Annotated in this window: 25 protein-coding genes; 13 read left to right on the forward strand and 12 right to left on the reverse strand. The window is 66.8% G+C overall.

Annotation, left to right across the window (positions count from 1 at the left end; genetic code table 11):
• The first annotated feature begins 80 nt into the window (after window positions 1–80).
• From G6N37_RS20675 to G6N37_RS20690, 4 genes are all read left to right on the forward strand, one after another.
• Window positions 81–1,130, forward strand: coding sequence for a S1C family serine protease (locus tag G6N37_RS20675; RefSeq protein WP_163683292.1), 1,050 nt, complete (start codon window positions 81–83; stop codon window positions 1,128–1,130).
• 121 nt (window positions 1,131–1,251) lie between these two features.
• Window positions 1,252–3,024: a maltose alpha-D-glucosyltransferase gene (treS, locus tag G6N37_RS20680; RefSeq protein WP_163683293.1), complete on the forward strand. Its 1,773-nt coding sequence runs from the start codon at window positions 1,252–1,254 to the stop codon at window positions 3,022–3,024.
• A 100-nt stretch (window positions 3,025–3,124) separates the two neighbouring features.
• On the forward strand, window positions 3,125–4,474 hold the full coding sequence (locus G6N37_RS20685; RefSeq protein ID WP_163683294.1) for a maltokinase N-terminal cap-like domain-containing protein: 1,350 nt from the start codon (window positions 3,125–3,127) through the stop codon (window positions 4,472–4,474).
• 76 nt (window positions 4,475–4,550) lie between these two features.
• A complete protein-coding gene (locus tag G6N37_RS20690; protein WP_163683295.1) occupies window positions 4,551–5,267 on the forward strand; it encodes a YoaK family protein in 717 nt (238 codons plus the stop codon).
• A gap of 36 nt (window positions 5,268–5,303) precedes the next feature.
• Here the strand turns inward: G6N37_RS20690 and ag85C are convergent, their stop codons facing one another.
• The 7 genes from ag85C to G6N37_RS20725 form a co-directional block, all read right to left on the reverse strand.
• On the reverse strand, window positions 5,304–6,344 hold the full coding sequence (gene ag85C, locus G6N37_RS20695) for a diacylglycerol acyltransferase/mycolyltransferase Ag85C (RefSeq protein ID WP_163683296.1): 1,041 nt from the start codon (window positions 6,342–6,344) through the stop codon (window positions 5,304–5,306).
• Window positions 6,345–6,530: 186 nt separating this feature from the next.
• Complete coding sequence (locus tag G6N37_RS20700) at window positions 6,531–7,349, reverse strand: ABC transporter permease (protein WP_163683297.1); 819 nt, start codon at window positions 7,347–7,349, stop codon at window positions 6,531–6,533.
• Complete coding sequence (locus tag G6N37_RS20705) at window positions 7,339–8,169, reverse strand: ATP-binding cassette domain-containing protein (protein WP_163683298.1); 831 nt, start codon at window positions 8,167–8,169, stop codon at window positions 7,339–7,341. The genes G6N37_RS20700 and G6N37_RS20705 overlap by 11 nt, the downstream gene beginning before the upstream one ends.
• Window positions 8,166–8,627, reverse strand: a complete 462-nt coding sequence (locus tag G6N37_RS20710) for a MarR family winged helix-turn-helix transcriptional regulator (RefSeq protein ID WP_163683299.1) — start codon at window positions 8,625–8,627, stop codon at window positions 8,166–8,168. The genes G6N37_RS20705 and G6N37_RS20710 overlap by 4 nt, the downstream gene beginning before the upstream one ends.
• Before the next feature lie 57 nt (window positions 8,628–8,684).
• The gene (locus G6N37_RS20715; protein WP_163683300.1) at window positions 8,685–9,182 is read right to left on the reverse strand and encodes a metallophosphoesterase family protein; all 498 of its coding nucleotides are present in this window, start codon (window positions 9,180–9,182) and stop codon (window positions 8,685–8,687) included.
• A gap of 25 nt (window positions 9,183–9,207) precedes the next feature.
• Window positions 9,208–12,093 (reverse strand): MMPL/RND family transporter, encoded by a 2,886-nt coding sequence (locus G6N37_RS20720; RefSeq protein WP_372514732.1) that lies wholly within the window; start codon window positions 12,091–12,093, stop codon window positions 9,208–9,210.
• A 35-nt stretch (window positions 12,094–12,128) separates the two neighbouring features.
• Window positions 12,129–12,560 (reverse strand): MmpS family transport accessory protein, encoded by a 432-nt coding sequence (locus G6N37_RS20725; protein WP_163683302.1) that lies wholly within the window; start codon window positions 12,558–12,560, stop codon window positions 12,129–12,131.
• 234 nt (window positions 12,561–12,794) lie between these two features.
• On the opposite strand from G6N37_RS20725, the gene G6N37_RS20730 reads away from it, so the two are divergent.
• The 4 genes from G6N37_RS20730 (at window position 12,795) to G6N37_RS20745 (ending at window position 15,008) form a co-directional block, all read left to right on the forward strand.
• A complete protein-coding gene (locus tag G6N37_RS20730) occupies window positions 12,795–13,115 on the forward strand; it encodes a metal-sensitive transcriptional regulator (protein WP_163683303.1) in 321 nt (106 codons plus the stop codon).
• A 30-nt stretch (window positions 13,116–13,145) separates the two neighbouring features.
• Window positions 13,146–13,760, forward strand: a complete 615-nt coding sequence (locus G6N37_RS20735) for a mycothiol-dependent nitroreductase Rv2466c family protein (protein WP_163683304.1) — start codon at window positions 13,146–13,148, stop codon at window positions 13,758–13,760.
• Between the two features lie 39 nt (window positions 13,761–13,799).
• Window positions 13,800–14,219 (forward strand): DUF302 domain-containing protein, encoded by a 420-nt coding sequence (locus tag G6N37_RS20740; RefSeq protein ID WP_163683305.1) that lies wholly within the window; start codon window positions 13,800–13,802, stop codon window positions 14,217–14,219.
• A 120-nt stretch (window positions 14,220–14,339) separates the two neighbouring features.
• Window positions 14,340–15,008, forward strand: a complete 669-nt coding sequence (locus G6N37_RS20745) for a GAP family protein (RefSeq protein ID WP_163683306.1) — start codon at window positions 14,340–14,342, stop codon at window positions 15,006–15,008.
• A 41-nt stretch (window positions 15,009–15,049) separates the two neighbouring features.
• On the opposite strand, the gene G6N37_RS25910 is transcribed toward G6N37_RS20745, so the two are convergent.
• Window positions 15,050–15,223 carry a hypothetical protein gene (locus G6N37_RS25910; RefSeq protein ID WP_167527402.1) on the reverse strand — a complete coding sequence of 58 codons (174 nt, stop codon included), beginning with the start codon at window positions 15,221–15,223 and terminating at the stop codon, window positions 15,050–15,052.
• Window positions 15,224–15,341: 118 nt separating this feature from the next.
• Between G6N37_RS25910 and G6N37_RS20750 the strand changes: the two genes are divergently transcribed.
• The gene (locus tag G6N37_RS20750; protein WP_163683307.1) at window positions 15,342–15,797 is read left to right on the forward strand and encodes a MaoC family dehydratase; all 456 of its coding nucleotides are present in this window, start codon (window positions 15,342–15,344) and stop codon (window positions 15,795–15,797) included.
• Window positions 15,798–15,814: 17 nt separating this feature from the next.
• Here the strand turns inward: G6N37_RS20750 and G6N37_RS20755 are convergent, their stop codons facing one another.
• The 3 genes from G6N37_RS20755 to G6N37_RS20765 all read right to left on the reverse strand — a co-directional run bounded on the left by G6N37_RS20755 (window position 15,815) and on the right by G6N37_RS20765 (window position 19,210).
• A complete protein-coding gene (locus G6N37_RS20755) occupies window positions 15,815–17,110 on the reverse strand; it encodes an acyl-CoA dehydrogenase family protein (protein ID WP_163683308.1) in 1,296 nt (431 codons plus the stop codon).
• A 77-nt stretch (window positions 17,111–17,187) separates the two neighbouring features.
• Complete coding sequence (locus G6N37_RS20760; protein WP_163683309.1) at window positions 17,188–17,886, reverse strand: GAF and ANTAR domain-containing protein; 699 nt, start codon at window positions 17,884–17,886, stop codon at window positions 17,188–17,190.
• 244 nt (window positions 17,887–18,130) lie between these two features.
• Entirely contained in the window at window positions 18,131–19,210 is a 1,080-nt protein-coding gene (locus G6N37_RS20765; protein WP_163683310.1) for a F420-dependent hydroxymycolic acid dehydrogenase, read from the reverse strand.
• A gap of 73 nt (window positions 19,211–19,283) precedes the next feature.
• Here G6N37_RS20765 and G6N37_RS20770 point away from each other — a divergent pair, with 73 nt between their 5' ends.
• Window positions 19,284–19,889, forward strand: a complete 606-nt coding sequence (locus G6N37_RS20770) for a GNAT family N-acetyltransferase (RefSeq protein ID WP_163683311.1) — start codon at window positions 19,284–19,286, stop codon at window positions 19,887–19,889.
• A gap of 43 nt (window positions 19,890–19,932) precedes the next feature.
• Complete coding sequence (locus tag G6N37_RS20775) at window positions 19,933–20,328, forward strand: hypothetical protein (RefSeq protein WP_163683312.1); 396 nt, start codon at window positions 19,933–19,935, stop codon at window positions 20,326–20,328.
• Window positions 20,329–20,377: 49 nt separating this feature from the next.
• On the opposite strand, the gene G6N37_RS20780 is transcribed toward G6N37_RS20775, so the two are convergent.
• Window positions 20,378–21,025 (reverse strand): TetR family transcriptional regulator, encoded by a 648-nt coding sequence (locus G6N37_RS20780; RefSeq protein WP_174813967.1) that lies wholly within the window; start codon window positions 21,023–21,025, stop codon window positions 20,378–20,380.
• 97 nt (window positions 21,026–21,122) lie between these two features.
• Between G6N37_RS20780 and G6N37_RS20785 the strand changes: the two genes are divergently transcribed.
• Window positions 21,123–22,217: a ferredoxin reductase gene (locus tag G6N37_RS20785; RefSeq protein ID WP_163683314.1), complete on the forward strand. Its 1,095-nt coding sequence runs from the start codon at window positions 21,123–21,125 to the stop codon at window positions 22,215–22,217.
• Window positions 22,218–22,245: 28 nt separating this feature from the next.
• Window positions 22,246–23,352, forward strand: coding sequence for a fatty acid desaturase family protein (locus tag G6N37_RS20790; RefSeq protein ID WP_163683315.1), 1,107 nt, complete (start codon window positions 22,246–22,248; stop codon window positions 23,350–23,352).
• The last annotated feature ends 46 nt before the right edge of the window (window positions 23,353–23,398 follow it).

The following is a 23,398-nucleotide window of genomic DNA, read 5'->3' on the forward strand; positions in this document are numbered from 1 at the left end:
TTATATACACATAAATGTGCCGCCCAGAACCGCACGGCCGGGACAGTTTGTGTTTACCGCGACGCAGGAAGGGTGACGGGATGGGCAAATCGAACCACCGCTCGGTCTGGTGGTCATGGTTGGTCAGCGTGCTGGCCGTGGTCGGGCTGGGACTCGGCTTGGGCGTCGCGCCGGCGGCCGCATCGCCGTTCCCCCGGCCGCAGGCTCCGATCGATGCCGCCGCGCTGGTCGGTCAGGTCGGGCCGCAGGTGGTCAACATCAGCACCAAGTTCGGCTACAACAACGCGGTGGGCGCCGGGACGGGGATCGTGATCGACCCCAATGGCGTCGTGCTGACCAACAACCACGTCATCTCCGGCGCGACGGACATCAGCGCGTTCGACGTGGGCAACGGCCAGACGTACGCGGTCGACGTGGTCGGTTACGACCGCAGCCAGGACGTCGCGGTGCTGCAACTGCGCGGCGGGGCCGGGCTTCCGAGCGCCGCGATCGGCGGTGGGGTGACGGTGGGCCAGCCGGTCGTGGCGATGGGCAACGCCGGTGGCCAGGGTGGAACGCCCAGCGCGGTGTCCGGCAAGGTCATCGCGCTCAACCAGTCCGTGTCGGCAACCGACACCCTGACCGGCGCGAACGAGTCGCTGGGCGGGCTGATCCAGGCCGACACGCCGATCAGGCCGGGCGACTCGGGTGGCCCGCTGGTCAACAACGACGGGCAGGTCGTCGGCTTGAACACGGCCGCCACCGACAATTACAAGATGTCGGGCGGCGGGCAGGGCTTCGCCATCCCGATCGGCCACGCGATGGGCGTGGCCGGGCAGATCAGGTCGGGCGCCGCGTCGAACACCGTGCACATCGGCCCGACCGCGTTCCTCGGCCTGGGCGTCACCGACAGCAACGGCAACGGCGCGCGCGTCGAACGCGTGGTCACCGGCGGTCCCGCGGCGGGGGCCGGGATCTCTCCCGGTGATGTCATCACCGGCGTCGACAACGCCCCGATCACCGGGGCCACGTCGATGACGGACGTCCTCGTGCCGCACCACCCGGGCGACAACATCGCGGTGCACTACCGCTCCGCCGGGGGCGGCGACCGCACCACGATTGTGACGCTGGGGGAAGGGCCGCCGGCCTGATCGCCGCGTCGATGATGCCCGGCTGGCGCCCAATTCCCTTGGCGCCGACCGTGTTTCGTCACATGTCAGCTGGCGTGATTTCGAATGTCGCGCCTCGGGTATCCGTGGCATCGTGGATTTGATGAACGACGCAAGAGAAGCTGTCGAGCACCATCCCGCAGGGGGCAGTCACGTCCAGGACGGTGTGGTCGAGCACCCCGAGTCCGACGACTTCGACAACGCCGCCGCGCTGCCCACCGACCCGACGTGGTTCAAGCACGCCGTCTTCTACGAGGTGCTGGTACGGGCGTTCTTCGACGCCAACGCCGACGGGTCGGGCGATCTGCGCGGACTCCTGGGGCGCCTGGACTACCTGCAGTGGCTGGGCATCGACTGCATCTGGCTGCCCCCTTTCTACGATTCGCCGCTCCGCGACGGCGGCTACGACATCCGGGACTTCTACAAGGTGCTGCCCGAGTTCGGCACCGTCGAGGACTTCGTCGCGTTGCTCAACGCCGCCCACGAGCGGGGCATCCGCGTCATCACCGACCTGGTGATGAACCACACGTCGGAATCGCACCCGTGGTTCCAGGAGTCGCGGCACGACCCCGACGGCCCGTACGGCGACTTCTACGTGTGGAGCGACACCAGCGAGCAATACACCGACGCCCGGATCATCTTCGTCGACACCGAGGAGTCCAACTGGACCTTCGACCCGGTGCGCCGCCAGTTCTACTGGCACCGCTTCTTCTCGCATCAGCCTGACCTGAACTATGACAACCCCGCCGTGCAGGAAGCCATGATCGACGTCATCCGCTTCTGGCTGGGCCTGGGCATCGACGGCTTCCGGTTGGACGCGGTGCCCTACCTGTTCGAGCGGGAGGGCACCAACTGCGAGAACCTGCCCGAGACGCACGCCTTCCTCAAGCGCGTCCGCAAGGTCGTCGACGACGAATTCCCGGGCCGGGTGCTGCTGGCCGAGGCCAATCAGTGGCCGGCCGACGTCGTCGAGTACTTCGGGGATCCCACCACCGGCGGCGACGAGTGCCACATGGCGTTCCACTTCCCGCTGATGCCGCGCATCTTCATGGCGGTTCGGCGGGAGTCGCGCATTCCGATCTCGGAGATCCTGGCGCAAACACCGGAGATCCCCGACATGGCGCAATGGGGGATCTTCCTGCGTAACCACGACGAGTTGACGCTGGAGATGGTCACCGACGAAGAGCGCGACTACATGTACTCCGAGTACGCCAAGGATCCGCGGATGAAGGCGAACGTCGGAATCCGGCGCCGCCTGGCGCCGCTGCTGGACAACGACCGCAACCAGATCGAGCTGTTCACCGCGCTGCTCTTGTCGCTGCCCGGCTCGCCGGTCCTGTACTACGGCGACGAGATCGGCATGGGCGACGTCATCTGGCTGGGTGATCGCGACGGCGTGCGCACCCCGATGCAGTGGACGCCGGACCGTAATGCGGGGTTCTCCAAGGCCAACCCGGGCCGGCTCTACCTGCCGGCCAGCCAGGACTCGGTCTACGGCTATCAGGCCGTCAACGTGGAGGCCCAGCGCGACACGTCCACGTCGCTGCTCAACTTCACCCGCATGATGCTGGCCGTGCGGCGCCGCCACGAGGCCTTCGCGATCGGCATGTTCCAGGAACTGGGGGGCTCCAACCCGTCGGTGCTGGCGTTCGTGCGCCAGGTGCCCGGCGGCGGGGACACGGTGTTGTGCGTCAACAACCTGTCGCGGTTCCCGCAGCCGATCGAACTGAACCTGCAGCACTGGAGCGGTTGCACGCCGGTGGAGCTGACCGGGCACGTCGAATTCCCGCGGATCGGGCACCTGCCCTACCTGCTGACATTGCCGGGCCACGGTTTCTACTGGTTCCAGCTGACCGCATGTGAGGAGGACGCATGACCGCGCCGGCGACGATGCAGAACGAAGTGATGAGGAGGAGCGGCGCCGATGACCGCGCCGGCGACGATGCAGAACGAAGTGATGAGGAGGAGCGGCGCCGATGACCGAGCCCGCTAAGTTGCCCTGGTCGGACTGGATCCCACAGCAGCGGTGGTACGCCGGACGCAATCGGGAGCTGACCTCCGCCGAGGCCGCCGTGGTCGTCCCGCTGCGGGAGCACCTCGACCTGGTTTTGGTCGACGCCCAGTACGCCGACGGCTCGTCGGAGCGCTACCAGGTGATCGTGCAATGGGATGCCGGGCCGGTCTCCGAGTACAGCACGGTCGCCACCATCGGCGCCGCCGGGGATCGCACCGGATTCGACGGTCTGTACGACACCGACGCGCCCCGGTTTCTGTTGTCGTTGGTCGACTCGTCGGCCGTGCGTAGCGCGTCCGGCACCGAAGTGAGGTTCGCCAAGGAGCCCGGTGTCGAGCTGCCCCTGGAGGCGCTGCCGCACGTCTCGGACGCCGAACAGAGCAATACCAGCGTCATCTTCGACCGCGACGCCATCTTCAAGGCGTTTCGCCGGGTCAGCAGCGGCATCAACCCCGACATCGAGCTGAACCGGGTGCTGGCCCGTGCCGCCAACCCGCACGTGGCCCGGCTGCTCGGCACCTACGAGATGGCCGCCCCGGACGGCACCGACGATGAGGCATGGCCGCTCGGCATGGTGACCGAGTTCGCGTCCAACGCCGCCGAAGGGTGGGCGATGGCCACCGCCAGCGTCCGCGACCTGTTCGCGGAGGGCGATCTGTATGCGCACGAGGTCGGCGGCGACTTCGCCGGCGAATCCTGCCGGCTCGGCGAGGCTGTCGCCTCCGTGCACGCCACCCTGGCGGAGTCCCTCGGCACGTCGACGGCGGCCTTCCCGGTCGACACCGTGCTGGCGCGGCTGTCGTCGACCGTGGCGAAGGTGCCCGAGCTGCAGGAGTACGCGGCGACCATCGAGGAGCGATTCGCCAAACTCGCCGACGAGGAGATCACCGTCCAGCGGGTGCACGGCGACCTGCACCTCGGTCAAGTGCTGCGCACCCCCGAAAGCTGGCTGCTGATCGACTTCGAGGGCGAGCCGGGCCAGCCGCTCGAGGAGCGCCGGGCTCCGGATTCGCCGTTGCGTGACGTCGCCGGCGTGCTGCGGTCCTTCGAGTACGCCGCGTACGGGCCGTTGGTGGACCAGGCGGCCGACAAGCAACTGGCCGCCCGCGCCCGGGAGTGGGTGGAGCGCAACCGGACCGCGTTCTGCGAGGGCTACGCCGCCGCGGCGGGGGTCGACCCGCGAGAGTCGGCCGAGTTGCTGGCCGCCTACGAACTGGACAAGGCGGTCTACGAGGCGGGATATGAGGCGCGACACCGCCCCCACTGGCTGCCGATCCCGTTGCGCTCCATCGCCCGGCTCACCGCCTCGTAGGCGCCAAGGTAGGAACAACGTAGGAAATCGCTATGCGTCGCCTGCGAGCGGCACGGGCGTCTGGAAGCATGTCGGTGTGACGAGTGAGATCTTCGACAGCGAGGCGCGGTTGTCCTGGGTGCTGGCGGCGCTGGCAGGCGTCATCGGGGCGATCTCGTTCACCCACTCCGCGGGGTACTTCGTGGTTTTCGTCACCGGCAACGCCCAACGCGCCGTGCTCGGGTATTTCACCGGCGAAGGGTGGCTGGCTGTGAGCGCCGGGCTGCTCATTGCGGCGTTCGTCGCCGGCGTGGTTATTGCGTCACTGGGCCGGCGATTTTTCTGGGTGGACCATCCGCACGGCCCGACGGTCCTGACCACCTTCAGTTTGGCGGCCGCCACCGTGGTCGACATCTTCGATGAGGGATGGGCGCAGAATTTGGTCGATTTCGCGCCGATGATGCTGCTGGCGTTCGGGACCGGGGCGTTGAACACATCCTTCGTCAAAAATGGCGAGGTTTCGGTGCCGTTGAGCTATGTGACCGGCACGACCGTCAAGATGAGCCAGGGCATCGAGCGCCACATCGCTGGTGGTGGAAACGTCTCGGACTGGCTCGGTTACTTTCTGCTGTTGGCCAGCTTTATGGTGGGCGCGGCGGTGGGCGGCTTCATCGGCCTGGTCGTCAACGGGACCTGGATGCTGGTGATGGCTACGTCCGTATGTGCGGTGACGACCGGGTACACCTACTTCCACCAGGACCGCCGCGCGCTGTTGAACGACCGGCCGGACAAAAAGCATCGGCAGCAGCGCTGACCGGTGCGCTGCTGCCGATGCTGGCTTGGCGGGGTTTCAGGCCGCCGGTTGTGCCGGCTGCGACGGTTGCGCCGGCTGTGCCGTGGTATTGCTGGCCAGCAGCACCTGCTGGATGTCGGGCTTCATCGCGACCAACTGCTGATTCCAGTAGGGCCACGAGTGCGTCCCATTCGCCGGGAAGTTGAACGTCCCGTTGCGCCCGCCCGCCGCGGCGTAGGTGTTCTGGAACTGCTGGTTGGTGCGCAGCGTGAGGCCCTCCAGGAACTTGGCCGGCATGTTGTCGCCGCCCAGGTCGCTGGGTGTGCCGTTGCCGCAGTACACCCAGATCCGGGTGTTGTTGGCGACCAGCCGCGGAATCTGAACCATGGGGTCGTTGCGCTTCCACGCCGGGTCGGTGGACGGACCCCACATGCTGTTGGCGCTGTAGCCTCCCGAGTCGCTCATCGCCAGCCCGATCAGCGTCGGCCACCAGCCCTCGGACGGGTTGAGGAAGCCCGAAAGCGAGGCGGCGTAGGGGAACTGCTGCGGGTAGTACGAGGCCAGGATCAGCGCGGAGCCACCGGACATCGACAGGCCCACCACGGCGTTACCGGCCGGGGAGACCTGCTTGTTGGCCTGTAGCCACAGCGGCATTTCCTGGGTCAGGAACGTCTCCCACTTGTAGGTGTAGTTCTGGCCGTTGCTCGACGACGGTTGGTACCAGTTGCTGTAGAAGCTGGACTGGCCGCCAACCGGCATCACCACCGACAGGCCCGACTGGTAGAACTCCTCGAAGGCCGGGGTGTTGATGTCCCAGCCGTTGTAGTCGTCCTGGGCGCGCAACCCGTCGAGCAGGTACACCGCGTGCGGTCCGCCGCCTTCGAACTGAACCTTGATGTTGCGGCCCATCGACGGTGACGGCACCTCCAGGTATTCCACCGGAAGACCCGGTTTCGAGAACGCCCCCGCGGTAGCCGAGCCGCCGGCCGCCGTGACGAGGCCGGCCATCAGAGCGGCCCCCATGGCCGCGACCGCCAGTTGACGCGGCATGGTTGCCGCGGCGCCACGCAACTTCCGCAACTCTTCGAAGAACTTCATAGCTCTCTACCCATCCCAACTTTCATCTGCCGCGTGCGGCGGTCGAATCTGTTCGTGGGCAGTGAAACACGTGGGGACGAGGCAAATCGCCTGTCGCGGCCGGAGCTTCACATCGCGGTTGGCTAACGATTGGGAGTCGGCCGGAAATCGTTACGTTCTGGTCACGATCGGCTATCGAGGGCGCAACTAGGTGACGAGCCGGCGCAACAGCGTTGAGGCGGCGGCGATTCCGAGGACCGCCGCGACCACCAGGACGACGATGTCCATCGGGTTGAAGGGCGTGCCAATGAGCAGGCCCCGCAAGGCGTTGACCTCGTAGCTGAGCGGGTTGACCCTGCTCAGCACGTGCAGCCAGGCGGGCATCACGTCCACCGGGTACAGCGCGTTGGAGGCGAAGAACAACGGCATCGTGATGGCCTGGCCGATGCCCATCAGCCGATCGCGACTGCGCACCAGGCCGGCCAGTGTCATCGACAGGCAGGCGAAGAATGCGGCGCCGAGCATCACGACGGCCATCGCGGCCACGATCCGCAGCGGGTTGACCGTGAGGCCGATATTCATCAGGTACGCCAACGTCATTACGCCGACCACCTGGGCGACCGAGCGCACGCCGGCGGCGAATGCCTTGCCGGTGATCAGCGCCGACGCGGGCGCCGGCGTCACCATCAGCTTGGCCAGGACGCCGGCGTCTCGGTCCCAAATGATTTGTATGCCATAGAAAATGGAGATGAACAACGCCGACTGGGCGATGATCCCCGGCGCCAGGAACGCCAGGTAGGACACCGATCCCGTCTGGATGACGTGCAGGTGGCTGAACGTGGTCCCGAAGATCAACAGCCACAGCGCCGGCTGCACCATCCGGGTCACAAGTTCGGTTCTGTCGTGCTGCAGCTTCTGCATCTCGACGATCGCGAACGCGCCGACGCGGCTGAGCACCGCACCGACTCGTTGCCATCCGCGCGGTGCGCGAACCAGGGTTGCGGGCATGACGCTATCAACCGACACGGCGCGCAGCCTTTCTGGCGGAACGGATTTCACGCAGCGATCCCGCAGACTCGGATGACGCGGAACCATCGTCCAGGCCCGAGGCCGCATAGTGGCGGAACACGTCCTCGAGCGTGGCGCGCGGCGACACGGTGGACTTCAACTTGGCCGGCGTACCCACCGCCCGCAACTCACCGTGGTGCATGAGCGCGACCCGATCGCACAGCGCGTCGGCCTCTTCCATGTAATGGGTGGTCAGCAGCACGGTCATGCCGAACTCGGCCTGCATCTTGCGCACCTGCGTCCAGACGCCGTCCCGCGCAATAGGATCCAGCCCGACCGTCGGTTCGTCGAGCACCAGCAGCGACGGGCGGTTCACCAGCGCCTGCGCCACCTCGAGGCGCCGGACCATGCCGCCGGAATAGGCCGCGGCCAGCCGATCGGACACGTCGAGCAGCTCCATCGCGGCCAGCGCCTGCTCGACACGATCGGAACGTTCGGCCCGGGGCACGCCGTAGAGCCGCGCGAACCACTCGACGTTCTGCCGGCCGGTCAACGTTGGTTCGATCGAGAGTTGTTGCGGCACATAGCCGATGTTGCTACGAATGTCGGTGGTCTGGCGGCGCGCGTCGAGCCCGAGGATGCGCAGTTCGCCCTGCTGCACCGGCGCCAGCGTGGTGAGCATCCGGACCATGGTCGTCTTCCCGGCGCCGTTCGGGCCCAGCAGGCCCATGGTTTCGCCGGTGCGCACCTGCAACGTCACGTCGTTGACGGCGGTGAACTGACCATACCGATAGCTCAGGTGCCTGGCGTCGACCGCCATCGGCAGTGACCCGCTCATGACTTTCGCTCCTGCAGTCTTCTGGTCATCGTCTCCATGACCTCCAATCCCTTTGTCAAAGACTCGATTTCATCGTCGTCGAGTTCGGCGAGCACTTCGGCCAACACGTCTCGCCGCGCAGCCCGAGCTGCGTCCACGACGTGCTGGGCGGGCTCGGCGAGGTGTAACCGGCCGACCCTGCGGTCCGTGTCGCCGACCGTGCGGATGAGCAATCCCCCGGACACCAGCTTGGAGACCAGGGTGGACGCGGTGTTGGGGGCCAACCCGAGCTCGGCGGCGGCGGCGTTGACCGAGATGCCCGGTTGCCGGGCCACCAGCCACAACAACTCGGACTGCGATTCGCTCAGCCGTGACGAGTCGAAGCCGCGCCCGGCCGAGCGTCGCAGTTGCCGGCGGAACCGGCCGACGACGCGAAACACGTCGGTGACCACATCGGTACTCGACTGCACCTTCTCCACGATACCTCTGTAGCCGAGCTATTTATGTGGGGAAGCTGTGTATCGGTTATGTACCCGCTACTTCGGGAGTCGATGCAGGACGACGTCGGTGAGGGCCCCGTCGTCGACCCGGGCCGTCATGTAGGTGCAAAAGGGCTGCCGGCGGCGATCCGTCGGCGAGCCCGGGTTGAGCAGGCGCAATCCCGTTTCGGCGCGCGTGTCCCAGGGGATGTGGCTGTGCCCGAACACCAGCACCTGGGTGTCGGGATAGAGCCGCGCCATCCGCGCTTCGCGGCCGGCCGCCGCGCCCGTCTCGTGCACGACCGTGAAACGCACCCCCGCCAGGGTCACGTCCGCCCGTTCCGGCAGGCGCGCCCGTAAGGCGGGACCGTCGTTGTTGCCCCAGCAGGCCACCAGCCGGGCCGACCTGCCTTCGAGTTCGTCCAGCAATTCGGGCACCACCCAGTCGCCTGCGTGCACGACGACGTCGGCCGCCTCCACCTCTTCCCAAACCCGCGCGGGCAGGCCGCGGGCGCGCCCGGGGACATGGGTATCGGAAATCAGCAGCAGCCGCACAGCCTTATCTTGCGCCGGGCGGTTGTCACCCCGGCGTCGAAGCCATGGCTTTTTCGCGCCTGGTGGCCGCCGCGTCCGCATCCTCACCGAGGAGAAGGGACCGGACGAGGCGACGCGGACCGAAGGGCCGCAGCATGGAGCTCGCGGGGCGCGGGCGCACACGCATCGGCCACCAGAACCACCGTCCGAGCAGCGCCGCGATCGACGGCGTCATCAACGAGCGCACGATCAACGTGTCGAACAGCAGGCCGAGTCCGATCGTGCTGCCGGCCTGGCCGATCGAGCGCAGGTCGCTGGCGACCATCGACATCATGGTGAAGGCGAAGACGAGGCCCGCCGTGGTGACGACCCCACCGGTCTCGCCCATGGACCGGATGATGCCGGTCTTCAGCCCGGCGCCGATCTCCTCCTGGAACCGCGACACCAGCAGCAGGTTGTAGTCCGAGCCCACGGCCAGCAGGATGATCAATCCGAACACCGGCGCGATCCAGTTCAAGTCCAGGCCGAGGAGGTGTTGCCACACCAGCACCGTGAGCCCGAAGGCGGCACCCAGCGACAGCAGCACCGTCCCGACGATCACCATGGACGCCACCAATGCCCGCGTGATGATCACCATCACGACGAAGATCAACGTCAGCGCCGCGAGTCCGACGATCAGCAGGTCGTAGTGCGAGCCCGACTGGATGTCGCGGTAGATGGCCGCCGTGCCGGCCAAATAGAACTTGGCCCCGGTCAGGGTCGTTCCCTTCACCGCTTGATGAGCGGCGGCCAATTCCGGCATGACGGCCGAAATGCCCGCCGGCGTGGCCGGGTCCGCATCGTGGGTGATGATGAAGCGCGCGGCCTTACCGTCCGGAGACAGGAAGAGCTTCAGACCGCGCTGGAAGTCGGGGTTCTGGAAGGCCTCCGGCGGCAGGTAGAAGTAGTCGCCACTGCGGGAAGCGTCGAAGGCCTGCCCCATCGCGCTGGCCGTGTCGGTCATCTGAGCCATCTGCGTGACCAGGCCCGAGAAGCTGCTGTGCATCGTGAGCAGCGTTCCCTGCATCGATTTGGCGACGGCGATCATCGGCGGGAACTGCGCGGCCATCTGCGGGATGATCGCGTCGACGTTGTTGACGTCCTTGATCAGCGTGCTCATGTTCTCGCTGAATTTGTCCACACCGTCGATCGCCTCGAACACCGACCTCGTCGCCCAGCAGACGGGGATGTCGAAGCAGTGCTGCTCCCAGTACAGATAGCTGCGGAGCGGCCGGGCGAAGTCGTCGAAATCGGCTAGGTGGTCCCGCATTTCGTCCAGGGTGGCCTGCATCTCGTGCATATCGCCGACCATCTGATGCGTCGCGTTGCTCATCTGCCCGAGCAGGCCCTGCATCCGCTGCATCGAGACGATCATGGCGCCGAGGTCGTCGCTCATCTTCAGCATGTCGGCCGTCCGGTCCCTCATGAACTGAAGGTTCTCCTGGATCGGGATCGATTGTGCACTGATCTGGAACGGTATGGAGGTGTGCTCAATCGGCCCACCCAACGGCCGGGTGATGCTTTGCACCATCGCGATTCCCGGTGATCGGAAGATGTCTTTGGCGAGTCTGTCCAGGATGATCATGTCGCCGCTGTTCCGCATGTCGTGATCGCTCTCGATCATGAGGATGTCGGGATTCATTGTGGCAGCGGTGAAATGGCGCTCCGCGGCCGCGTACCCCACGCTCGACGGCAGGCCGCGGGGGATGTAGAAGCGGTCGTTGTAGCTGACCTTCATGCTCGGCATGAAGAGGATACCGACGATGGCGATGACCAAAGAGGCCGCGAACACCGCTCCCGGCCAGCGCACCGTAGCCGTGCCGATGCGCCGCCAGCCGCGCGTCTTGATCATGCGTCGGGGGTCGAGCAAACCGAACCGGGTGGCCACCGCGACAACGGCCGGGGCCGCCGTCATCGCGCCGGCGACGACGACGAGCAACCCCAGCGCTGACGGAATGCCCAGCGCCTTGAAATACGACAGCCGCGCCAGGTGCAGGCAGAAGGTGGCCCCCGCGATCGTCAGCCCCGAGCCCAGGATGATGTGCGAGGTCCCGCGGAACATCGTGTAGTAGGCCGTTTCTCGATCCTGACCGGCCTGGCGAGCCTCCTGGTAGCGACCGATGAGAAAGATCGCGTAGTCGGTCCCCGCCGCGATCGCCAGCGAGGAGAGCATGGCCACCACGAACGTCGAGAAGCCCAACAGTTCGTAATTTCCCAGCAGCGCAACAAGCCCTCTGGCGGTGCCCATTTCGAAGCCGACCATGACGAGAACCAGCAGCAACGTGCTGACCGAGCGATAGGCGATGAACAGCATGATCATGATGACCACGCCGGTGACGCCCATCATCTTGAACATGCTCTTGTCGGCGGCTTCATTCATGTCCGTCGTCAGCGGCGCCGGGCCGGTGACGTACACCTTGAGCCCTGGGGGCGGCTCCGACTTGTCGACGATCTTGCGCACCGCGTCGACGGATTCGTTGCCCAGGGTGCTGCCCTGGTCGCCGGCCAGGTTGAGTTCGACGTAGGCGGCTTTGCCGTCCTTGCTCTGGACGCCGGCGGCGGTGAGCGGGTCGCCCCAGACGTTCTGGACGTGCTGCACGTGCTTGGGGTCGGCCTGCAGCCTGTTCACCAGGCCGTCGTAGTAGCGGTGCGCCTGGTCGCCGAGTGGCTTGTCGCTCTCCAGGACGACCATCGCGATGCTGTCGGAATCCGACTCATGGAACGTTGCGCCCATCCGCTTGGCGGCAATCATCGCCGGCGCGTCTTTCGGCGACATGGTCACCGCGTGCTTGCGTGCGACCGACTCGATCGGCGGCACAAGCACGTTCAGGGCAACGGTGAGCAGCAGCCAGCCGATGATGATCGGCCACGCGAAGGTGCGGACGAACCGCATGAATCTCGGACGGGCGTCGGTGTCGGTGTCGGTGTTCATGCGGCCTTCACCAGACAAGACGTTTGGGCGTGGTGCCCGGCCGAGGACTGCTCATCCTTGACCACACCGTTGACGGTGATGCGGCATCCGAGTTTGTCGCTATTGCCCTGTGCCACCACGTTGGCGATCACGGCAGGCACCGTCGTGGTGATCGTGAAGGTCCAGGGCAGGTTGGTGAAGTCGGCCTGTGCCGGCTGTGCGTTCTTGTCCAAGTAACTCACGCTTCCCGTCGTGTCGCTGGGCCCGTAGATCTCGTATGTCACCTGCTTGATATGCGAGGGCTTGAGGGGCTCGGCGCTGCTGCCGGTCGCGGTGAAGATCTCTTCTGAGCCGAAAACGCCGCGGAGCCGATCAACGGCCACGCTGCCGAGGGCGACCGCCACCACCACGACGAGCGGTACCCAAGCCCGTCTGAGAAGCGTGGACACTGACGTTTCCTTTCCTCGTGACCGGGGTCTCCCGGTATGGAGTCTTAGCCCGCGTCACCGCGGCCAATAGGGCCATTCGGCCCGCAGTTGAGGGTCGGCAGGCACACGGCCCGCGCCAACGCGTGAGCTGTTACCCGCGAGTCCCCGCTTAACCCGCGGTTCCAGTAGTACCATACCCCCAGGGGTATCGCCATCCGAGCCTCCATGCCCCCAGGGGTATGGTATGAAGGAGTTATGGAAGAAGGATTTCTCGGCGGTCGACCGCTCACGGCCGACCTGGCCGGTCACGACCCCGCCGACATGGACGCGGTCCTCGCCCGGTTGCGCCGGGCCCACGGCCAACTCGGCGGCGTCATCGCGATGATCGAGCAGGGCCGCAGTTGTAAAGATGTCGTCACCCAGTTGGCCGCGGTGTCGCGGGCGCTGGATCGCGCCGGATTCAAGATCATTGCCTCGGGTCTGCGCGACTGCATCACCCAGCCGGAGGGTAGTCCCTCTGACGGGGCCCGCTTGTCGATCGACGAGTTGGAAAAGCTGTTCCTCAGCCTGGCCTGACGACCGGCCGCTATGACAAGGGGATGAGCAATGGAGCCTGCCGACAGTAGTCGAGCTGGATCGAAGGTCACGCTGTGGCTGGACCCGGTGTGTCCGTTCTCGTGGAACACCGCACGCTGGATCCGCGCCGTCGCCGAGAAGACCGGCATGTCGGTGGATTGGCAGCTGATGAGCCTGGTGGTGCTCAACGAGGGGCGCGAACTCCCGCCCCCGCAGCAGGCGCGGATGCGCGACTCCCGCAAAGTCGGCCGGTTGCTGGCCGCCATAGCGCGGGAGAAGGGTGACGACGGGTGGGTTGCCGCGTACTTCGCCTTCGGTGAGCGATACATCGACCGCTCGGAACCCCTCGACGACGGCCTCGTCGCCCATGTGTTGACCACGGTGGGGGTGCACGACACCACCGCAGAGGCGGTCTCGGACGAGTCCCTGGACGAGTTCGTGCGCCGAGGGCACCAGGCGGCACAGGATGCCCTCGGCGAAACCGGCGGCAGTCCGATTCTGCGGATCGACGGGCATGCCTTCTTCGGGCCGGTCCTGACCGCGTTACCCGACGGGGCGGACTCGATCGCATTGTTCGACGCGGTCGCGACGTTGGCCGCGGTTCCCCAATTCGCCCAGCTGCAACGGCCGCGCACCGCGGCCTGACGCCCGCGCCACCGATAACACCTGGAAAGAGGAGAAGAAATGACATCAGGTTTGACCACCACGTTGCACACCTCGTTCGAGGACGCGGTGAAACGGACGACGGACGCCCTGGCCGAGCAGGGTTTCGGCGTGCTGACCACCATCGACGTCAAGGCCACGCTGAAGAAGAAGCTCGGTGAGGACATGGAGGACTACCTCATCCTGGGGGCGTGCAACCCGACGTTGGCGCATCGCGCCCTCGGGATTCACCGCCAGATCGGCCAGTTACTGCCGTGCAACGTCGTGGTGCGGGCCGACCCCGACAGCTCGGGTGATGCGGTTCTCGTCGAGGCGATGGATCCGCAATTGATGGTCAAGGTGACCGGTGAGCAGGGGGCCTTGCAGGACGTCGCGGACCAGGCCACCGCCAAACTGCAAGCCGCGATCGGCGCGCTGAAGCAACCGTCTCCGACACCCTGACGCCGGCCCTTCGGGGCCGGGCCAGGCCCGTGACATCGCGGGCCGCGGCTGGCGTGCCGTGATCACCGCGGTCGGCCGACGTCCCGGCGAATCGCTCGTGGACGTCTGAAAGGTATTGGAGTGTCAGCTCTTTCGGGTCTGGTGTTGGCGAAACTGACTGCACCGGCACTCGTGGTGGCACTTTCGCCCATTCCCATCGTCGTGTCGTTGGTACTGCTCGTTCACAACGACCGGCCGTACTCGTCGAGTGTCGCGTACTTGATGGGGAGGCTGGTGTCGCTGACCGTTCTCGCCACGGGATTCATGCAGTTCCCGCGATTGTTCGACGATCTGCTGGGGCCCGCGCCGGCGTGGGCCGACTGGGCGGTGATGGGTGTCGGCGTGGTGCTGATGTCATTCGGTGTCTGGCTGTGGTGGCGACGCGCCCACGGGAGGGGCGGGCCGGGGTGGGGAGGCAGTGTGGGCACGATAACGCCGTCGGCCGCGGCCGCGATCGGGATGCTTCCCATGCTGGCCAACCCGAAGGTGCTGGCCGCCAGTGCGGCCGTCGGGACGGAGATCGCCACCGTCCGAATGACCGCCGTCGGCTCGATGCTGGCGGTGGCTTACTATGCGGCGCTGGCGAGTTCGACCGTCGCCGCCCCTGTCTTGGCCTACCTCGTCGTCGGACCACGGATCGACCCTCAGCTGGAGCGGATCAGGCGCTGGATGGAGCACCAGCGCCGGGCACTCACGGCCGCGGCCGTCGTGTTGATAGGCCTCGCCGTGGTGCTGTACGGCCTGTCCTGAGACTGACCGGCGGCTGACGGACCGGATGGCCGCGGCGTCCGTCAGCCGCGTTGGCTGCGTGCTTCGGCGCCCGTTTCCCCGGCATCGAAAGAGTCGTCCGGACCGGCCGCCCCGACGTACGAGCCGTCGGCCTCGCCGGCCGCGGCGCGTGAGCGAGACTCGTGAGCCTCCGGTTCGACGTCGGGCTCTGTCTTGTGGCCCTTACCTTCTGGCATGATTCCCTTCCAGGCAGCTCGCAGCGTTCGGGTAGGGATTCCCGGTTCGTCGTGGTGAAAACCCACAACCGTCAGCGCGCGGCGCTATGGTTACCGCCCGGAGCCAAGGAGAAACTCAATGCGCACCTTCGATTCAGTAGCCGACCTCGCGGCCGCCGCCGGCGAAACCATCGGGCACAGCGACTGGGTGACCATCACCCAGGAGGACGTCAACCTGTTCGCCGACGCGACCGGCGATCACCAGTGGATCCACGTCGACCCCGAACGCGCGGCCGCCGGCCCGTTCGGCAAGACGATCGCCCACGGCTTCATGACCCTGGCGCTGCTGCCGCGCCTGCAGCACCAGATCTACACCGTCAACGGCATCAAGCTGGCAATCAACTACGGCCTCAACAAGGTTCGGTTTCCCGCCCCGGTGCCGGTCGGCTCGCGGGTGCGCGCCCAGACATCATTGGTCGGCGTCGAGGATGTCGGGAACGGCGCCGTGCAGGCGACCATGTCGACGACCGTAGAGATCGAAGGCGCGCCCAAGCCGGCCTGCGTGGCCGAGAGCATCGTCCGCTACCTCACCTGATTTCGTGGTCGCCGGCGTCAGAACTCCGCCACCGAGTGTTCCAGCCGCTCGGCCAGCCGGGCCTGGGCCTCCGCGCGGCGGGTGGGGATGTGCGCCGACGGGAACGGCGTTGTGACGGGCTGATATTCGCGCAAGGTGCGCCGGGCCACCGTCATCTTGTGCAGCTCGGTGGCGCCGTCGGCGATGCCCAGCGACTCCGCGGCCACCATCATCTTGACGAACGGCATCTCGTCGGACACGCCGAGCGCGCCGTGCAGGTGCATGGCCCGCTGCACGACGTCATGCAGCACCTGGGGCATGGCGACCTTCACCGCCGCGATGTCGCGGCGCACCTTCTGATAGTCGTGGTGCTTGTCGATCAGCCACGCGGTGCGCAGCACCAACAGCCGGAACTGCTCGATCTGAATCCAGCTGTCGGCGATCTTCTCCTGGGTCATCTGGAAATCGGACAGCCGCCCGTGCCGGGTCTTTCGTGACACCGCGCGCTCGCACATCATGTCAAAAGCGCTGCGCGCCAACGCTATTGTTCGCATGGCGTGGTGGATGCGGCCACCGCCGAGCCTCGTCTGGGCGATCATGAATGCCTGGCCCTCGCCGCCCAGCACGTGGTCGGCCGGCACGCGGACGTCGGTGTAGCGGACATAGCCGTGGCTGGCCCGCTTCGACGACTCGGCTCCCACGCCGACGTTGCGGACGATCTCGATGCCGGGCGTCTCGGCCGGAACGATGAACAGCGACATCTTGTCATAGGTGCGCGACTCGGGATTGGTCACGGCCATCACGATGAAGAACGACGCGTGCTTGGCGTTGGTCGAGAACCACTTCTCCCCGTTGATCACCCAGTGGTCGCCGTCGCGGGTCGCGGCCGTGACGAATTGTCCCGGGTCGGAACCACCCTGAGGTTCGGTCATCGAATAGCACGAGGTGATCTCGCCGTCGAGCAGCGGTTGCAGGTAGCGGGACTTTTGTTCGTCGGTGCCGAACATCGCGAGAATCTCGGCGTTGCCCGAATCGGGCGCCTGGCAGCCGAAAACGGACGGCGCCCAGCGGGAACGTCCGAGGATCTCGTTGAGCAGCGCGAGCTTGACCTGACCAAATCCCTGCCCGCCGAGCTCTGGCCGCAGGTGCGCGGCCCACAGGCCCTGGTCCTTGACCTGCTGTTGCAACGGCCGCAGGATCGCCATCATCTCGGCGTTCTTCTTGTCATACGGGTCGAGGGCGACCAGATCGAGCGGTTCGAGTTCGTCGACCATGAACTTCTCGACCCAGTCGAGCTTTGCCTGATAATCCGGATCCGTTTCGAAATCCCACACGGTGGCCACCCGTTCCCCGGCGCAGCGTCGCGCCGGCCTCGTCGATGAAGGCCATCGTAGATGGCCGCGGCGGCGGATCAGCCGTCGCCGCGGGTGTCGACGACGCGCTGGGCGATGTCGACGAGCTTGACCTGACTCTCCTGGGACAGCATCCGCAGCAGGTCGAACGCGCGCAGTTCGTCCACACCGTAGCGCTCCATGATGATGCCCTTGGCCTGGCCGATGCGGTCTCGCGTCGACAGCGCCGACTGCAGCTGCTCGCCGTGCCGCGCCGCCAGAATGGCTGCGGCGGCGTGCGCGGCCAGCACCGAGCCGGTGGTCTCCGCCTCGGCATCCCACGCACCGGTTCGCAGACCGAACAGGTTCAACGCGCCGGCGGTGCGGTCGGCGGTGTACAGCTTGAACGACAGGCTGCTGAGCACGCCGTGCTGCACGGCCGCCGGCGCGTACCGCGGCCAGCGCGACTCGTCGCGCATGTCATCGCTTCGCACGATCGTCTCGGCGAGTGCGGCTTGGGCGCAAGGCCCTTCACCGAAGTCGTGCTGCAGCTGGTCGAGCCGCGCAACCAGGCTGTCGGTGTCCGCGACGGATTCGAACTCGCCGCCCCTCTTGACAAGCAGCACGCCGGCGAAATCTGCCCCGGGTATCAGCTCCACCGCGGCGGTGGTCACGTCGGCGAGGACGTCACCAAGCGAGCGGGGCGCGGCGATGCCGCGGGCAAGCTCTGCCATGCGCACGGCGAGCTGGTGGCTCGAGGTCGGGTCTGCAGACTGCATAGGATCGGATTCTCCACGGTCGCCCGGCACGCGGAATCGCCCGGTGCGGATCATCGGTTGATGTCGTTGCGAATGCCGGCTGCTGGTCGCCGCCGGCAACGGTTGTTCGCATTGACCACGGGTACCCGCCGCCGACCAGATCTATCTCGACCCGCCGGGGAGGCCCAATGTTCATCCATAGCAAAGATCTTCAATTCGAGGTCCGCGCCGTCGACGTTCAGCCCGAGGTCGAGACCGATACGAGCTAATGCAACTTGGGCAAGACGTTGATGCGGTAGAACTCGATGGCCGACAGCGGATTGCTTTGGGGGAAGTGCAAAAACGGCACGGCGCCGGCGTCCACGACCGCTTGTACGGCCCTGATGTGCGGCTCGGGGTCGGTGCCGACGGTCCAGTTGGCCAGCACCTTGTCGATGGGATTGACCTCCGCGGCGCGCTGGATGTCGACCGGATTGGGCTGGTCGACGGCGCCGGCCGTGAAGCGCCACAGGCCGGCTGCGGCGGTCGCTTCGGCGTGGTCGCCGACGACCGCGAACAGCTCCGCGCGCTTGCCCAGGCCGGCGGGGTCACGGCCGGCTGCTCGCGCGCCGGCGCCGAATGCGGCCAGCAGTGCGGAATTCGTGACGTCGCGGGCCTGACCGATCCATCCGTCACCGTATTGGCCGGCCATTGTCGCGCTCTTGGGCCCACTGGCCGCCACGAAGATCGGCGGCGGTGTGGACGGGGTGTCGTAGAGCTTCAAGGCGTTGGTCTGAAAGTAGCGCCCGGCGAACGAGGTTCGCGATCCACTCCACAACCGGCGGATCAGGGTGATCGCCTCGACCAGCCGATCGTGGCGCTCGGCGTATTTGCCGAACGCGTTGGTCGCCGCCTGCTCGTTGAGCCGTTCCCCGGTCCCGACTCCCAGGAAGACGCGTCCGGGATACAGGACTGCCAGCGACGCGAAGGCGTGTGCCACCACTGTCGGGTGGTACCGGTACGTGGGGCAGGTCACGCCCGTGCCGAAGGAGATGCGGCTGGTGGCGTTGCCCACCAATGCCAGGGTCAACCACGGGAACATCGAATGGCCCTCGTTGTCCTGCCACGGCTGGATGTGGTCGCTGGCCCACACATGCTGGAAGCCGGCCTCTTCGGCCGCCTGGGCTTGTGCCACCAGCTGGTCGGTGCGGAACTGCTCGTGCGAGAGCACCACACCGACCGCCTTGGCCGCGGGCGGGGCGTGGTCGGCGCCCGGCCGCCCACAGCCGGCGGGCAGTCCGGTGGCGCCGAGCATGCCCGCACCGGCGGCCATCCGCCCGAACGTGCGACGCGAGACGCCGGTCACCGGACTAACGTACCCGCCGCTGCGACGGTCACACCCCCGATGCGACGACCGGCCACCCGCTAGCCTGACTCGGGTGAGTCCCCAGACGCGCCCGGCGCGCAAGGCCGATCTCGGCGAACTGTCACGCACCCTGGGCCGGGCCTTCCACGACGACCCGGTGACCACCTGGCTGCTGCCCGACCCGAGGGCGCGCACCGCGCACCTGCACCGGTTGTTCGCGACGATGACGCGCCACCACCACCTGGGCTGCGGCGGCGTCGAGGTGGCCTGTGACGGCCCGGGCATCGGCGGGGCTGCGCTGTGGGATCCGCCGAATCAGTGGCGCGAGACGCGCAGGGGCGAACTGGCGATGATCCCGACTTTTCTGCGGGTGTTCGGCCTGCGCTCGGGGAGGGCGCGTGGCCTGCAGGAGCTGATGAAACGGATGCATCCCGAGGAACCGCACTGGTATCTCGCCGTGATCGGGAGCGACCCGTCTGTCCGTGGGCAGGGCTTCGGTCAGGCGCTGATGCGGTCGCGGCTGGACCGCTGCGACGCCGAGTACTGTCCGGCCTATCTCGAGTCGAGCAAGCCCGAAAACGTGCCGTACTACGAACGTTTCGGTTTCGCGGTGACGCGCGAGATCGTCGTGCCCGACGGTGGCCCGACCATGTGGGCGATGTGGCGTTCGCCGCGATAGCGCGCGCGTTTAGCCCCACTGCCCGGCGGGCAACCGATCCCGCATGAGCGAAAACCCTCAAGCCGACGAGTTGGTGGACCCCTCGGATTTTCCCGAGGAAGGCGGGCCCGGTGACACCCTGAACGCGAGCGAAGGCACCGATTCCGACGAGGTTCACAACGACGACGGTGACATCGTCGTCGACCCGCCCGAGGGGTGGAGCGAAGCGAACCGGTTCGGCATGACCGCGCGGGAAGAGCGCGAGGGCGAATCGTTGGATGCCCGGCTGGCCGAAGAGGAGCCCGACGTCTCGGTCGATGACGTGGGGAGCGCACCGCCCGACGGCCCTCCCGGGCGCGCGCATCGGGGCCAGATCGACGGCGCGCCCGAAGACGGCCGGTCGCTGTACGAGGTCGTCGACGGGAACGAAGCGCTGGACTTCACGCAGACCCTGGAGTGAGCTCAGCAGTGTGCGACTGTTCACTCCGAGTCGGGTGGGCGGACGGCCGCTACGGGCTACTCTTCCAGCCGGCGATGCCGATCGCGATCATCCGCAGTTGTTTGACGGCGATCCGCCGGATGTCTTCGAGCGTCTCGGTGCTCTGTGCGTCCTCGATGGCCTCCGCGATGACGATCATCGAGTTGACGAACAGGGTCGCCAGCACGTTGAGGTCCTCGGTGCTCCACTCGCGCAGCCGCGGGAAGCGCGCCAGGTCAGTGGCCAGCTCGGACGTGATCAACCGGATCTCGGTGCGGATGGCATAGCGCAGCACGCTCAGCCCGCTGTTGCGTTCTCGTGCGATGAATCGCCAATGCTCCCGCCGCTGCGCGACGCTGGCAACCAAGATTTCGACGGACGACTCGATGACCCGATTCGGGTCGAGCTTGCCGGCGCGCGCGTCACGCAGGGTGTCGCGCAAGCTTCGGAACGACTCGTCGATCAGGACCAGCCCGAGGGCCTCCATCGACTCGAAGTGGCGATAGAACGCCGCCGGGACGATGCCGACCTCACGGGTCACCTCGCGCAGGCTCAGGCTGGAAAAGCTGCGGTCCTGCAGCAGCTTGAGCGCCGCGGCGATGATGGCGCGACGGGTCGCCTCCTTGCGCTCCTCGCGTGACCGGCTTTCCCGTGAGCGCTCGCGACCAGAACCGCGCACCCGTGAGCTAGGAGTACGGCTGTTCACTATGTGAACCCTACCACAGACCTGCAGTAAACCCTTGACTACCCGGGCGGTGTGGGCCCACGGTGTACATATGTTCACTCAAACCGCTCAGACTTCTGGCCGGGCCCTCGCTCGCACTTTTCGGAAGCGAGTCTTGGGTTCAGACCTTCTCGACCTACTCACCGGCCCCCACGGCGTCGATCGGTACACCGAGCTGGTGGCGCCGACCTGGACGCTGGGAGAGGCCCGCGCCAAGGTGATCGACGTGCGCCGCACCACTGCCCGCAGCGTCACCCTCACGCTCGCCCCGAACGAGCGCTTCACGTCCGCCTGGACCGTCAAGGCCGGCCAGTACGTCAACCTCGCCGTCGAGATCGACGGCCGCCGGCACACCCGCTGCTATTCACCGGCCAACGCCGAGGGCGCGGCCCACCTGGAGCTGACCATCGGTCGGCACGACGGCGGCCTGGTCTCGACCCACCTCTACGAGCACGCCCGCCGCGGCATGGTGGTCGGTTTGGCCGGTGTCGGCGGCGACTTCACGTTGCCGACCGAAAGGCCGCGCAGGATCCTCTTCGTTTCCGGGGGAAGCGGCATCACGCCGGTGATGGCGATGCTGCGCACCCTGGTCGCCGAGAGCCACCCCGGCGAGATCGCGTTCATCCATTACGCCCGCACGGGGGCGGAGGCGTGCTACCGCGACGACCTCGCCGCCCTGCCCGGCGTCCGCGTGTTGCACGGCTACACCCGATCCGACGGCGGCGATCTGGTCGGCCGGTTCGATGCGGCGCATCTGGCCGCCGCCATGCCGTCGCCCAATGCGGTGTTCGTCTGCGGCCCAACGCCTTTGGTCGATGCCGTGCGAAACCACTGCGAAAACGTCCACACCGAGAGCTTCGTGCCGCCGTCGTTCGAGGCGCCGGCCAACCCGTCGGGCGGCCGCGTCACCTTCGCCGACAGCGGGGTTGACGTCACCGACGACGGGCGCTCGCTGCTGGAACAGGCGGAATCGGCCGGCCTGTCACCCGAAAACGGCTGCCGGATGGGCATCTGCCACACCTGCACTCGGCGGAAGACCGCCGGAACGGTGCGCAACCTGATCACCGGCGCGGTCTCGACCGGTCCCGACGAGGACGTGCAGATCTGCGTGTCCGTGCCGGTCGGCGACGTCGACCTTTCGCTTTAGCGCCGCCAAAACCTCTGGAGGAAAAGCCATGACACAGAACAAGATCAAACTGACACCCCAACAGGCCGACGAATTCGGCCGTGAGCTGGACGCCATCAGGGAACGCGTGCTGGCCAACTTGGGCGCAGAGGACGCCGACTACATCCGCCGCGTCATCAAAGCCCAGCGCGCGCTGGAGGTCGGCGGCCGGGCGCTGCTCTTCCTGCCGCCCGCCTGGCTGCTGGGCACCACGATGCTGGGCCTGTCGAAAATTTTGGACAACATGGAGATCGGCCACAACATCATGCACGGTCAATACGACTGGATGCGTGACCCGAACATCTCCGGCCGGTCATTCGAGTGGGACACCGCGTGCCCGGCCGATCAGTGGCGCCATTCGCACAACTACATGCACCACACCCACACCAACATCGTGGGAATGGACCGCGACATCGGTTACGGCATCCTGCGGATGAGCGAAGACCAGCGCTGGCAGCCGTACTACCTCGGCAACCCGCTCTACGCCTTCTTGCTGATGGTGCTGTTCCAGTACGGCGTCGCGCTGCACGAACTCGAGACGGAACGCATCCGCTCCGGCGAAATCGAGCTCGCCGACAAACACGACGTGCTGCGCGCGATCTGGAAGAAGACGCGTCGGCAAACCCTCAAGGACTATGTGGCCTTCCCCTTGCTGGCCGGTCCCTTCGCCCCGTTCGTCTTCGCGGGCAACCTCTCGGCCAACCTGATGCGCAACGTGTGGTCGTACATGATCATCTTCTGCGGCCACTTCCCCGACGGCACCCAGGAATTCACCGTCGAGGAGACCAAGGACGAGTCGCGCGGCATGTGGTACTTCCGCCAAGTCCTCGGCTCGGCAAACCTCACCGGCGGCAAGCTTTTCCATCTGCTGTCGGGCAACCTGTCCCACCAGATCGAGCACCACTTGTTCCCGGACATGCCGGCCCGCCGCTACGCCGAGATCGCGCCCGAGGTGCAAGCGATCTGCGAGCGCTACGGCGTCCCCTACAACCGTGGCCCGCTGCTGCGGCAGTTCGGCACCGTCGTTCGCAAGATCGTCCGGCTGACCTTCCCGGACTCGGTGCGGCGCAGGGCCACCTCCGACCGGTCGGCCGATCCGGTGCCCGCGGCCGCCTGAATCCTCGCCCACCTCCCCCGCGCCCGGGGTATTGCGCGCGGAGGAC

The organism is Mycobacterium seoulense (assembly GCF_010731595.1).
In the GTDB taxonomy this organism is placed as follows: domain Bacteria; phylum Actinomycetota; class Actinomycetes; order Mycobacteriales; family Mycobacteriaceae; genus Mycobacterium; species Mycobacterium seoulense.